Raw genomic sequence first — 15,326 nt, forward strand, 5'->3', positions numbered from 1 at the left:
TTCTATCAATCATTTTGTCATTTCACCGTCTTTTTGAACAGTTTCGCTCTCTTATTTCCTCCATTACAAAACGGCATAGCCAAAGATACGATAAACGCCTTTGTCTATGCCGTTTCTATTTATATTTTCTTCTATTTTGATTCCTCTTCTTTTCTTCGCAAAATATCATATACGTCCGGGATTTCACTTAGTTCAACATAGAGCAGCTGTTTCGAGTGGGGCGCACTTTCCTGCTCTTTTCCCTCTTCATTCAGGATGCGCAGCACTTCCGCTTCTATGTTTCTGCCGTCCGGCTTCATAATTTCAATCGTTTCCCCGACAGAAAATTTGTTTCTCTGCTCTATCCTGCACAATCCGTCTTTGATCTCCCCGACAATGCCAAGATAAGTATACTCTTTATTGTATGTGTTGCTGTCATAGATCTGTGTCGTCTCATCCGGTTTCCCAAAGAAAAATCCGGTCGTAAACTGGCGGTAAGTACAATTTGAGATCTGTTCTTTATACCAGGGCATGTTCTGTTCATATAACTTCGGATCTTTCTTATAGTCATCGATTGCTTTTCGGTACGTCCTTGCCACTGTCGCCACATACAGAGCGGTTTTCATTCTGCCTTCGATTTTCAGACTGTCGATCCCCGCATCGATCAGCTCCGGTATATGTTCGATCATACACAGGTCTTTTGAGTTAAAAATGTAAGTTCCTCTTTCATTTTCATAAACAGGAAGGTACTCTCCCGGTCTTTTTTCTTCCACGACCGCATATTTCCAGCGGCACGGATGAGTACATGCTCCTCTGTTCGCATCTCTTCCCGTAAAATAATTACTCAAAAGACATCTTCCCGAATAAGAGATACACATCGCCCCGTGAATAAACGTCTCGATTTCCAAATCTTCCGGAATATTTGCCCGAAGTTCTTTTAGCTCTTCCATCGACAGCTCTCTGGCAGATACGACTCGACTCGCCCCCTGTTTATACCAGAAATTATAGGTTGCATAATTTGTATTATTTGCCTGAGTGCTTATATGCCTTTCTATCTCGGGGCATATCTCTTTGGCAATCTCAAATACTCCCGGATCTGCAATGATCAGTGCATCCGGTTTGATTTCCTTTAACTCTTCAAAATACTCACGCACCCCGGCAAGGTCATCGTTGTGCGCCAGAATATTAGCGGTCACATATACTTTCACACCATGCTCATGGGCAAATTGAATTCCTTTTCGCATCTCTTCCGTTGAAAAATTCTTCGCTTTTGCTCTAAGACCGAAAGCTTCTCCTCCGATATAGACCGCATCAGCTCCGAAAATAACTGCCGTTTTCAACACTTCCAGACTGCTCGCCGGAATTAATAACTCAGGATGTCTGCTCATCTTTCTCTTCATTCTCCTACTTCTTCTTTTTCTGTTTTTATGGCGGCTTATAATTTTGCGCTTTACTGCGCAATGTCCGTTCCGACTTCCTTTTTCACACTCAGCGCCACCCCGTCTCCTAAAGGAATGATCGATGTTACAAGCGCATCGTTATGTTTTAATTCGTACAGATATTCCCGCATCCGCGCATGAATCGTACGATCCCGCCGTTCTACCGCGAAACGTGACTCGATCACATCACCGTCCTGCATCACATTATCCGAGACAAGGATACCGCCCTTTGCAAGCAGACGCAGTATCTCCGGCAGATAATGAATGTACTGACCTTTCGCCGCATCCATAAAAATAAAATCATACGGTCCTTCCAATGTTTTCAGCACATCCATCGCATCGCCTTCCAGCAAAGTGATTTTCTTCTCTTTTCCTGCACGGACAAAATTTTGTCTTGCGATCGGTATTCTCTTCTCATAATTTTCAATCGTTGTGATCGCACATTCTTCCGGTACATATTCACTCATCAATAACGCAGAGAAACCTACGGCAGTTCCGACTTCCAGAACGCGCATAGGTTTTTTTACCATAAGGAGCACCTTTAAGAAGCTCTGCATCTCACGGCGTATTATAGGCACGTTATCAGCCAGAGCCTCTCTCTCGATGTCCTCTAATATTTCACTGTTTTTCGTATCCAGCGAATTGATGAATGTAATAATACGTTCATCTACTATCATAATTTACACATCCACATCCATGATGATCGGAATCACCATCGGTTTTCTCTTTGTCTTTTTCCAAATATAGTCGTTCATGGAATCGCGGATCACAAGTTTGATCTTATTCCAGTCTGTATGACGTCCCGAGAGACACTTATCCACCGCCTCGGATACCGCTCTTCTCGCATCATCCATCAGTTCTTCTGATTCTCTTACATAAACGAAGCCTCGCGATACGATATCCGGACCTGCAAGCAGGCGGTTCGTTCTTCTCTCAAGCGTAAGCACAACAATGATAATACCGTCCTCTGCCAAATGCTGTCTGTCCCGAAGCACGATGTTTCCTACGTCTCCTACCCCGAGTCCGTCTACAAGAATCGCTCCCGTGTGTACTTTATCTACTACTTCCGCACTGTCATCGCACAGTTCCAGCACATCTCCGGACTGAATGATAAATACATTTTCCTTCGGAATTCCAAGTGATTTTGCCACTTCCGCATTTGCTTTCAAATGACGGTATTCTCCGTGGACCGGAATGGCATATTTCGGCTTCACAAGAGAATAGATCAATTTCAGTTCTTCCTGACAGGCATGTCCCGATACATGGGCATCCTGGAAAATAACTTCCGCCCCTTTGGAAGAAAGTTCGTTGATCACACGGGAAACAGACTTCTCATTTCCCGGAATCGGATTAGAACTGAAGATAATCGTATCGTTTGGCTGTATCGTCACTTTTCTGTGCACGTCCGCCGCCATTCTCGACAGAGCCGCCATAGACTCTCCCTGACTTCCGGTTGTGATAAGAACCATTTTCTCCGGCGGATAATTCTTCATCTGATCGATCTCGATCAATGTGTTTTCCGGCACATCCAAATATCCCAATTCTGACGCTGTCGCAATGATATTCACCATGCTGCGCCCTTCCACAACTACTTTTCTTCCATACTTATATGCCGAATTGATAATCTGCTGCACACGATCCACGTTAGAAGCAAACGTAGCGATGATCAGCCTTGTATTCTGATGTTCCGCAAAAATATGATCAAACGTAATACCGACCGTCTTTTCCGACTGGGTAAATCCTCGCCGCTCCGCATTCGTACTGTCTGACATCAGAGCAAGCACACCCTTTTTTCCGATCTCCGCAAACCGCTGTAGATCGATCGCATCTCCGAACACCGGCGTATAATCGACTTTAAAATCTCCTGTATGGATTACGACACCGGCAGGCGAATAGATCGCAAGGGCAGACGCATCCTGAATACTGTGGTTCGTTTTAATAAATTCAATCCTGAATTTTCCAAGATTGATCGACTGTCCGTGGCGGACAACTTTTCGCTTCGTCGTCCGAAGAAGATTATGCTCCTTTAGTTTGTTTTCAATAATGCCCATCGTAAGTTTCGTCGTATAGATCGGCAGATTGATCTCTTTGAGCACATACGGAAGCGCGCCGATGTGATCCTCGTGACCATGTGTGATAACAAACCCTTTCACTTTCGATGCATTGTCTTTCAAGTATGTTACATCAGGGATCACAAGATCGATCCCAAGCATATCATCCTCCGGGAATGCCAGACCGCAGTCCACGACAACAATACTGTCTTCATACTCAAAGGCAGTAATATTCATACCGATCTGCTCTAATCCTCCAAGCGGTATGATACGCAATTTTCCGTTATTCTGTTTTTTCAAAAAATAAACACCTCCACTATTTCCCCTTTTTCATGCATTCTCTGCATATTCCGTAAAACTTTACTTCATGATCAAGAACATGAAGTCCAATCGTACGTTCAATGTGACGTTCCGCTTCTTCCAGAAGGTCATCATCGAAAGGAATGATTTTATTGCAAGTTCTGCATATAAGATGATGGTGGTTATGTTTCGATCCGCCGTCCAGCAGATGTCCGATCTCGTAACGCACACATCCCTCATCCAAATTAATCTTGTCTATGAGCTGCATATCCCATAAAAGCTGGATCGTACGGTACACAGTTGCAAGTCCGATTTCCGGATGCTCCTGCGTCACCAGCTCATAAATATCTTCCGCAGTCAAATGCCTGCCTTTATTCTGCTCCAAGACAGAAAGGATCAAAATTCTCTGATTCGTAACTTTCAACCCTTTTTCTCTTAATTTTTCTTTGAGCAGTTCTTCTGTCCTGTTCTTTTTCATTCTATCCTCACCCGAAACATCCAAAAGACATTTTTCACTGCGATTTCACGCATTTTGCCATACTGTCATATCTTATATATCACTGTCCGATTTCCCGTGGAAACTCTCAGAAGTTCCCATAGCATACAATGTAATTTTCTTCTTAGATCAGAGTTCAATACTGACATCTTCAAGAAGTTCCTCAAACACCTTGGAGACCGCCTGTAACTCTTTCTCATTTTCAACGATCTCATAAACGCTCTCGCCTGATTCTTCATCACGAACGTCTTTTAATATCAGACATTCCGCATCGTCATCCTCCGACTCCGCAACAAGAATATACGCGCTCCCGTTGATCTTTGTTTCTTCAAGTATAAAAAATTCGTCCTCACCGTTTCCATCCGCAAATGCAAACTTTACTTTTTCCATATCCGAACCCCTTACATCTTTTATTTTTCTATCCTGATATCCTGCACAAAATCACCGAAAGCGCCAAAAGACACATCCCGGGATTGTAAGCAGCCGCCAAGGTCTTAGCATATCCCGAACTTTGGCTCATTGCCTATACAAAAATGACAGACTTCATTCATTCTGCCTGTTTTTTCATATGCATCAGATCAAGATAACCCTGCAAAATAAACACTGCGGCGATCTGATCTATATGTTTCTTTCTGTTTTCACGGCGCACGTTGCTCTCGATCAGAGTACGTTCTGCCTCTACGGTCGTCAGTCTCTCATCCCACAAAATGACCTCTAACCCGGTTCTGCGTTTGAGCATCTCTCCGAATTCCATAGACTGCTGCGCACGCTCTCCGATATCGTTATTCATATGTTTCGGAAAGCCGAGGACGATCTTCTCCACATCATACTTTTTGATCAGTTCCTCTATCCTCGCGCAAGTCCGCCGAAGTTTATTTTCTTCTTTTCTCTCGATCGTCTCCACTGCCTGAGCCGTAAGACGAAGAGCGTCGCTGATCGCAACGCCTACCGTTTTCGACCCATAATCAAGTCCCATAATTCTCATATCTGATTATTCCCACGAATGATGTTCGATATACGCTTTTAACAGCTCCTCGACCAACTCATCTCTCTCTACTTTCATGATCAGGCTTCTCGCTCCGTTAAAACTTGTAACATATGTCGGATCTCCCGACATGATATATCCGACGATCTGATTCACCGGATTATATCCCTTTTCTTTCAGCGCCTTAAACACGATCTCCAAAATGTCTCCGGCCGAAATCTGCGGTCCCGGTTCTACCTGAAAGAATTGTGTATTGCTGAGATCACTCATCTTGCTGTTCCTCCTTACCTTCTGTCTTTTTGTATAAGAATTCTATTCCTCATTTTTCATTTTCGGAAACTCCGAAATCACTACCTACAATTCTAATATACTCCCATTCAAAATTCAACGTATAATTTGTGAATGATTTTCAATTCTCACTTTTACGATACAATTAGAAATATTTTTTTCGGTTTCTAGTGCAATTTTCATATACTCTTTTGTATGTCCTGTCATAACAGCCTTTCCCTCGATCTGCGCGCGTTCTTCAAAAAGAACTTCCACTTCTTTTCCGATAAAGCTGTCCTCGTATGCCTTTTTCTTCCGTTCGCCGAGGGCGATCATACGGGCGCTTCTTTCCCCTTTGATCTTCTCATCAATCTGGCCGTCCATCACTGCCGCTTTTGTCCCTTCTCTCTTCGAGTATTTGAAAATATGCGTTTCATAAAAATCAACCCGGTCGACAAACGCATAGGAAGCTTCAAACTCTTCCTCTGTCTCCCCCGGAAATCCGACGATCACATCTGTCGTAAGAGCCGGATGATCAAAATATTTTCTCAATATCTGACACCTGTCATAATATTCTCCGCTTGTATACTTTCTGTTCATCCGCTTCAGCGTCGCGTCACATCCGCTTTGAAGAGAAAGATGAAAATGCGGACACACTTTCGGCATCTCGGAAAGCTCTTTTGCAAACTCTTCCGTAATAATCCCCGGCTCAAGAGAACCGAGACGGATCCGTTCGATCCCTTCGACTTTGTGTACTTCTTTTATAAGGTCAAGCAGATGTCTCTGCCCGTCAAAATCGATACCGTAAGAACTCAGATGGATTCCCGTAAGAACAACTTCTTTATATCCGTTTCCGGCAAGATCTCTCACTTCTTCCAGCACGTCCTTTGTCTGCCTGCTCCGCACTCTGCCCCTCGCATAAGGGATGATACAATACGTACAAAATTGATTACATCCGTCCTGCACTTTAATATACGCTCTCGTATGATCTCCCGGTTTTGTCAAATGCAGTTCTTCATACTCTTTCGTACGGTTGATATCTTCCATCGCATATTCTGTATGACCGCTTTTTTCCATTTCATATTGTTTCAATAATTCCGGCAGATCTTTTTTATGATTATTTCCGATCACAATATCAATACACGGATCGATCTCCTTACCCTCCTGCGCCTGTACATAACACCCCGCCGCCACAACGACCGCGTCCGGGTTTAATTTTCTTGCTCGGTGCAGCATCTGCCGAGATTTCCTGTCTGCTATATTTGTCACCGTGCATGTATTGATAATATAAACATCCGCCCCTTCTTTAAAGGGAACGATCTCATAACCTGCCTGTTCAAGCATTTCCTGCATTGCTTCCGTCTCATATGCGTTTACTTTACATCCAAGATTATGAAGTGCCGCTTTTTTCATAAGTTTACCTCTTTTTCCTATTCTTTCTATCATTGTTCCTTGACTTTTAGTTCCCTATCCCGTAGAATATTCATAGGGTTTTGACCCTATTTTATCACATATTTCAAGGAGGTAGCAAAATGAAAACTGTACAGATTTCATTAAATTCAATCGACAAAGTAAAATCTTTCGTAAATGAGATCACAAAATACGACAACGACTTCGATTTAGTATCTGGAAGATACGTTATAGACGCCAAATCCATTATGGGAATTTTCAGTCTTGATCTCTCCAAACCGATTGATCTTAACATTCACGCAGACGGCGACGTTGATGCAATCCTCGCTGCACTTGACCCGTATATCATCAAATAATAACAGTCAAACATATTTATGCGTAAATGCACAATGCAAAAAGCTGTCTCTTTTGAGACAGCTTTTTTGTAATGGCGACGAGCCAAAGCCCGGGATATACCAAAACTTCGGCAGCCGCTTACAATCCCTGAACATGCCTTTTGGCACTTTCGGTGATTCTATGCCCCTACGGTGATCACTTCTGCAGTTTCAAGCGCCGTCTTCATCAGATCATCGATACAATCTGCCAGATTGATCTCCGACTTTTCGATTCTTTCTACATTCGGCTTTGTCACCGGATGCTTTGCCACGAAAATCGTGCAGCAGTCTTCAAACGGCTGGATTGAAACTTCGTATGTGTCGATCTTTTCAGATATTTCCACAATCTCTTTCTTATCAAATCCGATAAGCGGACGGTATACCGGCAGTGTGCAGACAGCGTTTGTCGCCGCAAGACTCTGCATCGTCTGACTCGCCACCTGTCCGATGCTCTCTCCCGTAACAAGACCGAGACAGCCGTTTTTCTTCGCAAAATGTTCTGCGATCCGCATCATATACCGACGCATGATGATCGTCAGCTCATCGTGCGGACATTTTTCATAAATGGCAAGCTGAATATCGGTAAAATTAACAATGTGAAGCTTGATCGGACCTGAATAAGCAGATACGAGTCTTGCAAGATCTATCACTTTTTCTTTCGCTCTCTCACTTGTATACGGCGGTGCGTGAAAATAAACCGCCTCCAGCTCAACGCCGCGTTTCGCAACCATATAACCGGCTACCGGACTGTCGATCCCTCCCGACAGCAGAAGCATCGCACTGCCGTTTGTTCCGACAGGCATTCCTCCCGGACCCGGAATGATCTCGGAATAAATATAAACTTCTTCTCTTATCTCTACATTCAGACGTACTTCCGGATCGTGCACATCAACTTTCATCTCAGGATATGCATCAAGAACCGCCTCGCCAAGCGCACAGTTTAATTCCATCGAATTCATCGGATAGCGTTTATTCGCGCGTCGCGCTTCTACTTTAAACGTCTTGTCTGCCTGAGGATACATCTCGCCTACATAAGCAGTCACGTCTTTTTTCAATCCTTCCGGATCTTTCACTTCTTTGCGGACAACCGGACAGATCCCTACAATGCCGAATACTTTTTTGAGACTTTCAACCGTCTCCTCATAATCATATTCACCCTCGCAGTCCACATAGACTCTTCCGTGACATTTATGAACAAGGAATTCTCCGTCTACGCTCTGAAGAGCATACCTGATCTGACGCACAAGCGCATCTTCAAATATATAACGATTCTTTCCCTTGATCCCTATTTCTCCATATTTAATCAAAAATGAATGAAACTCCATCTTCTTCTCCTTCTTTGCGCCATATCTTTCTGTCATGTGAAATCAGCGCCGTGTATATTTCCGAAGCATCGGAATACAATTATATAGTGTTTCCAACGTATAGTCAATTTCTTCTTTTGTCGTAAACTCCGACAAACTGAACCGCAGCGTCGAATCAAGATATTCTCTCGGCGTTCCTATCGCCTGAAGAACACCGCTTATCGCCGGATGATTAGATGCACATGCCGAGCCTGCCGACACACAGATTCCACGATCTTCCAGCGTATGGAGCAGGACTTCGCTCCTCACTCCGGCAAATCCCGCGCTGACAATGTGCGGAGCGCTTCCTTCATCTGTAAGTCCATGCACTTTCACATTGCCAATCTGTGAAATACAGTCTATAAAATGCGTTTTCAGTTCCCGCATATGCTCCGTTTTCAGCTCAAGATCCTGATAGATCATTTTTGACGCCAATGCCAATCCTGCGATTCCAGGTACGTTTTCCGTTCCTGAGCGCATATCTTTTTGCTGACCGCCTCCGAAAATGATCGGTTTTATCTTCACACGGCTGTCCACATAAAGAAATCCCGCCCCTTTCGGTCCGTGAATCTTATGTCCGCTGGCCGAAAGCATATCGACTCCAAGTCTTTTCGGATAGATCTTATACTTTCCGAATCCTTGAACCGCATCCGTATGAAATAAGATTGACTGTTTATACTGCTTCACGATCCGGGCTGCCTCAGCAACGGGCTGTACCGTTCCGATCTCGTTATTGACATACATGACCGATACAAGGATCGTCTCCGGACAAAGCGCTTCTTTCAGCGCGTCAAGCCGAATTCTTCCGCATTCGTCAACAGGAAGATACGTGACGCGAAATCCTTCTTCCTCTTCCAGATAATGCATTGTATTCAAAATGGCAGGATGTTCCACACAAGAAGTGATCAGATGATTTCCGTTCCTTCGATTGGCCCGCGCACATCCTATCAGCGCCTGATTATCACTTTCCGTACCTCCGGAGGTGAAAATAATTTCTTTAGCATTTACTTTTAAAAGCTTGGAAATCGTTTCTTTTGCTTCTTTTATATATCTTTCAGCTTCCATTCCCTTCCGATACATTGCCGACGGATTCCCGTAATCCCGACACATGATATGATAGACAAGCTCTCCCACTTCCGGATAACACATCGTTGTAGCTGAATTATCAAGATAAACTTCCATGATTCCTTTCCTTTACTGATTTCTTACTATTAAATTATGACTCTTCTCTTTTCGGTGACACAGCGCGGCTTTCTATATGATACATCAAGATCGAAAGTGTCGTAAGACCCGCAGTCTCTGTCCTTAAAATCCGCTTTCCAAGCGTGACCGGCCGCGCCCCTTTCTCTTTTGCCCTGAGCACTTCCGCTTCTTCAAAACCTCCTTCAGGACCGATAAATATTCCGACCGACTGTCCCGGTTCTATTTGTTCGATCACTCTCACAGTCTCGGCCATACCTTCTTCCAGTTCATACGGGATAAGAACGACGTCAAGACTTTCTGCCTGTTCTAATGCTTCCGTAAAAGAACATACTCCGCAAACTTCCGGAATCACGCCTCTTCCCGACTGCTCTGCCGCTCCTTTTGCGATTAGCTGCCAGCGTTCCTGCTTTTTCACCGCTTTCTTCTCATCTAACTTTACGACCGAACGTTTTGCCGAAAACGGAACGATTTTGTGAGCGCCCAGTTCTACCGACTTTTGTACGATCCATTCCATCTTATCGCCTTTCGGAAGTCCCTGAAACAAAATAATTTCCGATGGAAGTTCCGTCTCGGTATCCAGCTTTCGGAACACATCGAGCACTGCCTGATCTTTCTCATACCGATTCAGGCAGCAAAGATAAGTCGTCCCCTGACCGTCATTGATCCTTACATCTTCTCCCACTTTCATGCGAAGTACATTTTTCATATGGTTGAGATCCGCGCCCCTGATCAAAATTTCACTTTCTGTGATCCATGACGGCTCTGCAAAAAACTGCTGCATTCCTCTTCTCCTTACCGTTTTAATTTTTTCGGGCTGTCACACAGACCCACTCGCCTTGATATGTAATGTCAAGCACTTCCAGACCTGCTTTTTTCACAGCTTCCACAACCGTTTCTTCTTTATCATCGATAATACCGCTTGTAATATAGATTCCGCCCTTTTTTATCTGATTCACGACAACCGGAGTCAGCGCTACAAGAACGTCCGCTAAAATATTGGCCGCAACAATGTCATAACACTCATATCCGACTTTATCCTGTACTTCTTTGTCATCGATAATGTTTCCGATCATCACCTCATAACGGTCTTTTGAGATTCCGTTCACTTCCATATTTTCATGAGTTGCATCGATAGCACAAGGATCTAAGTCTGTTCCGACCGAATATTTTGCACCGAATTTCAACGCAAGCATCCCGAGGATCCCGCTTCCGCACCCTACGTCAAGAATCTTCGTATTCTCCGTTACATATTTGCGGATCTGGCGGATGCAAAGCTGAGTTGTCTCATGCATTCCCGTTCCGAACGCCGTACCCGGATCGATATGGATGATCATTTTATCTTCGTCTTCCGGCTTTACCTCTTCCCATGACGGAATGATCAAAACATCGTCTACATAAAACTGGTGAAAATACTGCTTCCAGTTGTTCACCCAGTCCACATCTTCCGTTTCCGACTCTTCGATCAGACACTCTCCGACGTTTACATAAGCCGACATTTCCTCCAGTTCTTTTCTTACATCCGACAGGATCTTCTCTTTGTCTTCTTCCGGTTCCAAGTAAAAACTCAGATACGCCACGCCGTCATCCGCTTCTGTCTGCGGAAGGATATCTACAAACATCTGCTCCTTGTCCGACTGAGTAAGAGGAATTTTATCCTCGATCTCCACTCCCTGAATTCCGAGATCCATAAGCATACTGCTTACAATATCTTCTGCTTCCGTCGTCGTCTTTAACCGAAATTTATTCCATTTCATTTTTTAATCCTCCTGAAACCATAAATTCAAATCTACATTTCCCGTGATACCGGGAACTGCGCCCGTTTCACTGTACTGCCATATTTTATATTCATACGGACACTGCGGCGTCTCATGATAATCCGCATACCAGAAATCATACTCTGTAAGCTGCTCCATATCAAGCGTAAAAGTCATCCATTTTAAATTTGCGTAAATCATCGGATCGTATCCCGCATGTTCGATCGTATCACAAAACACTTTGCAATAATTCGTAAAATCCTGCCGCGTATTTCCATCTGTTCTCGCGCTGTCCCACTTGATCTCTTCTGTATCAAAAACAACAGGACCCGTAATATTATAATGCTTCAAATGCTCAAGCACAAATTCCGCTTCCTCCACTGCCTCAGCCGGAGAAACTGCCTGTGAAAAAAAATACACGCCTACCTGCAGCCCTGCTTCCAGAGCGTTCTTCACGTTTTGCTCGTACATCGCATCCAATACAAGAGAGCCGCTCTCTCCGTAAGCCCGATACCCGAGACGAACCATAACAAATTCGACACCGGATTCTTTCACCTGCTTCCAGTCGATCACTTCTCCTTGAAATTCAGATACGTCGATCCCAAGTTTTGCCTTTGCACCTGTTTCCGGGTCCTGATAGCTTTTATAACCTGTCTGCTCATCTGTCTTTAAATCGGAAAAATCGTAAGTACATTTCGGAACATCCGAAAGCAGCGGCGCTTCATAACGGTTCTCTTCCACATCTTGAAAACAGTATCGCTTCTTTTCCCCGTCCTGATTGCCGCCTGCATTTTGTATGAGAGAACCGTTCTTCTGAACAATCCACTCTCCCGAATCGTATGTTTTATCCTCATTTCCTGTTACAGACTGCGAAATCACCTCTTTTTTCGGAGAACAGGCTGCCAGCATAAGAATCGTACAGCTTACAACCGCAATCATCTTTGCCGTTTTTCTCATACTGATTTTTATTTTCAGACTCGTCCTCTCCCCGTTTTCATCTGTCTTCTTTTTGAATCTGTCCATAGATACGCCTCTTTCTTTCCGATTCATCTATATACGCGCTTCTTCACTCCCGCCCCTTCTCATCCTTTAAATGACCGCTTACTTGAAACTTTCCGCTCTCTCTGCGAACATAATATCTCCGATTTTGATTTCTCCGCCTCGGATCACTTTTGCAAAAACACCTTCTCTCGGCATAATGCACTCTCCCATCTTCTGAAAAATAAGACACCCGTGATGACACTCTTTTCCGATCTGCGTCATCTCTAAGATCACATCGCGGCATATAAGCCGTGTTCCGACCGGAAAAGAGCGAAAATCCAAGTTTGTTACTACAAGATTCTCTCCGAAAGCGCCGTCGATCACTTCTGCTCCTTTTGCCCGAAACGCTTCGATCTTATCATGAGAAAGAAGACTCACCTGCCGATGCCATTTTCCGGCATGAGCGTCGCCTTCTATCCCAAAATCTTCTATAAAATGTGCGCTGCCCACATTTTGCTTCTGCGTTCCTTTTTCTCTGCTTACACAGACTGCGAGCACTGTTCCGCTTTCTGCTTTTTCTGACATTTTTCTCACACTCCCCGCTATCTTTGTTTTATCTTCTTTATCTTATTGCTCTGATTTTTTGTTCTGATTTCTTTTTCCTGTCAACCGCCGATCTGAGACATCTTTTTTGTTTCGATTTCTTCGCCTTTTCCAGATCTTCCGAACTCATGACCGTCAGGTTTAAAAAACACCGCTTCTCTCATCTTCTCCTCGATCAAACTGTCATCCGCCCCGTTTCTTAACATTTCCCGAACGTCTGTGCCGTTTCCGTATTGCAGACACGGCTTTAAAAATCCTTCCGAAGTGAGTCTGATCCGATTACATTTATAACAAAATTTATGCGAAAGGGCGCTGATAAATCCGATTCTCCCATCAAAATTATGAAAACGAATATACTCTGCCGGTCCGTTTCCTACTCTTTTTTTATATATTTCATAATCGCCGAATTCGTTGTGAAGCAATTTATATATTTCTTCAGACATTTTTCCGTTGAAATTTTTCCCATTTCCAATAGGCATCATCTCAATGAATCTGACATCTATTTTCCTTTTTTTCGCCAAAAGCGCAAGAGAAATGCAATCTTCTTCACAGAAAGGCACACAATTTACTTTCACTTTCAGATCAGGATATTTTAACGCAGATTCCATGCCTTCCAACGCCTTTTTTATATCACCGCCCCGCGTCATCCGAAAATAACGTCTTTCGTCAAGCGTATCAATGCTTATATTAACAGAAGCAAGCCCGTTTGAAACTAATTCGTTTATTTGTTCTTTTAATAATATCCCGTTTGTTGTCAACGTCACTTCATCTATACCCGGAATACCCTTTAACTTCCCGACAAGATCCGGTATTCCCCGCCGCACAAGCGGCTCTCCGCCTGTCAGCTTGATTTTCGTAATGCCAAGTCTTACCCCAATCCTGCACACTCTTTCAATCTCTTCAAAAGAAAGGATGTCTTCATGCGGAAGAAAGGAAAAGCCCTCTCCCGGCATACAATAAACACACCGCAGATTACACCTGTCTGTTACGGATACCCGCATGTAATCAATCCGCCTGCCGTACTGATCGTTCATCGTCCGCACTCTCCCGCCTGTCCTGTCAATATTTCAAGTCCATGTTCCACTACCGGAAGAACTGCTTCCAGATTTTCTTTTACCGCTTTCGGACTGCCCGGAAGATTCACGATCAACGTATGATTTCGGATCGCGGAAACAGCTCTGCTCAACATTGCCCTCGGCGTCACTTCCGCCGAAGCTGCTCTCATCGCCTCTGCGATCCCCGGAACATTCCGATGTGCAACTGCCATTGTAGCCTCAGGAGTACAATCACGCAAAGAAAACCCTGTACCTCCTGTCGTAAATACGATATCAACCTTTTCATCATCACAAAGTGTACATAGACACTTTTCAATTTCTTTTTGCTCATCCGGGAGAAGTTCCGTTCTCACAACATCGTATCCCTGATCCGCGATCATCTCACAGATCAACGGGCCGCTCTTATCTTCTCGTTCTCCCGCAAATCCTTTATCACTCATCGTAACGACCGCAGCTTTCCATCTGCGCGTCCGTTTCTCTTTTTTGCGGCACACGTTCTCCACATCTTCTGCCTCTGCATTTCCCGCAGATCTGTTTTCTGCCGACAGATTTTCACCGACAAGTCCGGCACACCGGTCAAAATCGTTCCATATATCTCCGCTTTTGCCTCCGGTCTTTTTCAAAAGACGGATATCGGTAATCTCCATCTTCTTATCCAATGCTTTACACATATCGTAAATCGTAAGAAGCGCGGCGCTCACTCCTGTCAAAGCCTCCATCTCAACTCCGGTCTTTCCTGTCACTTTCACTGTACAGGTACAGAAGATCGCACATTCTTTCTCATTCATACGAAAATCCACCTTACAATTCGTAAGCGGCAATATATGACACATAGGAATCAGATCTGAGGTCCGCTTCGCCCCTGCAATACCCGCCGTTGCCGCAACAGCCAAAACGTCGCCTTTACCGACTGTCCCTGCTTTCACAGCCTGAAAAACATCCCGGTTTACAAGAATCTTCCCTTCTGCCACAGCCTCTCGTGCCGTCTCTTTTTTGTCGGTCACATCGACCATGACCGCTTTTCCGTTTTCGTCAAAATGTGTTAATCCCATATAGAGTCCTTTCCGTTCTCTTACATTTTTCCAA

General features: G+C 44.2%; 17 protein-coding genes. 1 reads left to right on the plus strand and 16 read right to left on the minus strand.

All coding sequences use genetic code 11. From position 1 onward, the window contains the following. Positions 1-131 precede the first annotated feature (131 nt). From ACH9UM_RS10500 to mtaB, 8 genes are all read right to left on the minus strand, one after another. Positions 132-1,367: a U32 family peptidase gene (locus tag ACH9UM_RS10500; protein ID WP_009243253.1), complete on the minus strand. Its 1,236-nt coding sequence runs from the start codon at positions 1,365-1,367 to the stop codon at positions 132-134. A 62-nt stretch (positions 1,368-1,429) separates the two neighbouring features. Next, positions 1,430-2,095 (minus strand): O-methyltransferase, encoded by a 666-nt coding sequence (locus ACH9UM_RS10505; protein WP_004848095.1) that lies wholly within the window; start codon positions 2,093-2,095, stop codon positions 1,430-1,432. 3 nt (positions 2,096-2,098) lie between these two features. Further along, positions 2,099-3,769: a ribonuclease J gene (locus ACH9UM_RS10510; protein WP_009243254.1), complete on the minus strand. Its 1,671-nt coding sequence runs from the start codon at positions 3,767-3,769 to the stop codon at positions 2,099-2,101. A gap of 16 nt (positions 3,770-3,785) precedes the next feature. After that, entirely contained in the window at positions 3,786-4,247 is a 462-nt protein-coding gene (locus tag ACH9UM_RS10515; protein WP_400091287.1) for a Fur family transcriptional regulator, read from the minus strand. A 147-nt stretch (positions 4,248-4,394) separates the two neighbouring features. Then, on the minus strand, positions 4,395-4,655 hold the full coding sequence (locus ACH9UM_RS10520) for a DUF1292 domain-containing protein (RefSeq protein WP_004848089.1): 261 nt from the start codon (positions 4,653-4,655) through the stop codon (positions 4,395-4,397). Positions 4,656-4,812: 157 nt separating this feature from the next. Next, positions 4,813-5,250, minus strand: a complete 438-nt coding sequence (gene ruvX, locus ACH9UM_RS10525) for a Holliday junction resolvase RuvX (protein WP_004848085.1) — start codon at positions 5,248-5,250, stop codon at positions 4,813-4,815. Positions 5,251-5,256: 6 nt separating this feature from the next. Further along, positions 5,257-5,520: an IreB family regulatory phosphoprotein gene (locus ACH9UM_RS10530; RefSeq protein ID WP_004848083.1), complete on the minus strand. Its 264-nt coding sequence runs from the start codon at positions 5,518-5,520 to the stop codon at positions 5,257-5,259. 114 nt (positions 5,521-5,634) lie between these two features. Then, positions 5,635-6,930, minus strand: coding sequence for a tRNA (N(6)-L-threonylcarbamoyladenosine(37)-C(2))-methylthiotransferase MtaB (gene mtaB, locus ACH9UM_RS10535; protein WP_009243255.1), 1,296 nt, complete (start codon positions 6,928-6,930; stop codon positions 5,635-5,637). Between the two features lie 119 nt (positions 6,931-7,049). Between mtaB and ACH9UM_RS10540 the strand changes: the two genes are divergently transcribed. Next, positions 7,050-7,283, plus strand: a complete 234-nt coding sequence (locus tag ACH9UM_RS10540) for an HPr family phosphocarrier protein (RefSeq protein WP_004848079.1) — start codon at positions 7,050-7,052, stop codon at positions 7,281-7,283. A gap of 158 nt (positions 7,284-7,441) precedes the next feature. On the opposite strand, the gene thiI is transcribed toward ACH9UM_RS10540, so the two are convergent. The 8 genes from thiI to moaCB all read right to left on the minus strand — a co-directional run bounded on the left by thiI (position 7,442) and on the right by moaCB (position 15,292). Beyond that, positions 7,442-8,626 (minus strand): tRNA uracil 4-sulfurtransferase ThiI, encoded by a 1,185-nt coding sequence (gene thiI, locus ACH9UM_RS10545; RefSeq protein WP_009243256.1) that lies wholly within the window; start codon positions 8,624-8,626, stop codon positions 7,442-7,444. 42 nt (positions 8,627-8,668) lie between these two features. Continuing rightward, entirely contained in the window at positions 8,669-9,826 is a 1,158-nt protein-coding gene (locus ACH9UM_RS10550) for a cysteine desulfurase family protein (RefSeq protein ID WP_004848074.1), read from the minus strand. A gap of 34 nt (positions 9,827-9,860) precedes the next feature. Further along, positions 9,861-10,628 carry a 16S rRNA (uracil(1498)-N(3))-methyltransferase gene (locus ACH9UM_RS10555; RefSeq protein WP_004848072.1) on the minus strand — a complete coding sequence of 256 codons (768 nt, stop codon included), beginning with the start codon at positions 10,626-10,628 and terminating at the stop codon, positions 9,861-9,863. Positions 10,629-10,647: 19 nt separating this feature from the next. Further along, the gene (gene prmA / locus ACH9UM_RS10560) at positions 10,648-11,601 is read right to left on the minus strand and encodes a 50S ribosomal protein L11 methyltransferase (RefSeq protein WP_004848070.1); all 954 of its coding nucleotides are present in this window, start codon (positions 11,599-11,601) and stop codon (positions 10,648-10,650) included. Positions 11,602-11,604: 3 nt separating this feature from the next. After that, a complete protein-coding gene (locus ACH9UM_RS10565) occupies positions 11,605-12,624 on the minus strand; it encodes a glycoside hydrolase family 25 protein (protein WP_009243258.1) in 1,020 nt (339 codons plus the stop codon). Between the two features lie 78 nt (positions 12,625-12,702). After that, a complete protein-coding gene (locus ACH9UM_RS10570) occupies positions 12,703-13,167 on the minus strand; it encodes an MOSC domain-containing protein (protein WP_004848067.1) in 465 nt (154 codons plus the stop codon). 80 nt (positions 13,168-13,247) lie between these two features. Next, positions 13,248-14,219 carry a GTP 3',8-cyclase MoaA gene (gene moaA, locus ACH9UM_RS10575; RefSeq protein WP_009243259.1) on the minus strand — a complete coding sequence of 324 codons (972 nt, stop codon included), beginning with the start codon at positions 14,217-14,219 and terminating at the stop codon, positions 13,248-13,250. Then, positions 14,216-15,292 (minus strand): bifunctional molybdenum cofactor biosynthesis protein MoaC/MoaB, encoded by a 1,077-nt coding sequence (moaCB, locus tag ACH9UM_RS10580; protein ID WP_009243260.1) that lies wholly within the window; start codon positions 15,290-15,292, stop codon positions 14,216-14,218. Before moaCB ends, moaA begins: the two co-directional genes overlap by 4 nt. Positions 15,293-15,326 lie beyond the last annotated feature (34 nt).

The sequence above is a fragment of the Mediterraneibacter torques genome (assembly GCF_044591705.1).
GTDB classification, from domain to species: domain Bacteria; phylum Bacillota; class Clostridia; order Lachnospirales; family Lachnospiraceae; genus Mediterraneibacter; species Mediterraneibacter torques.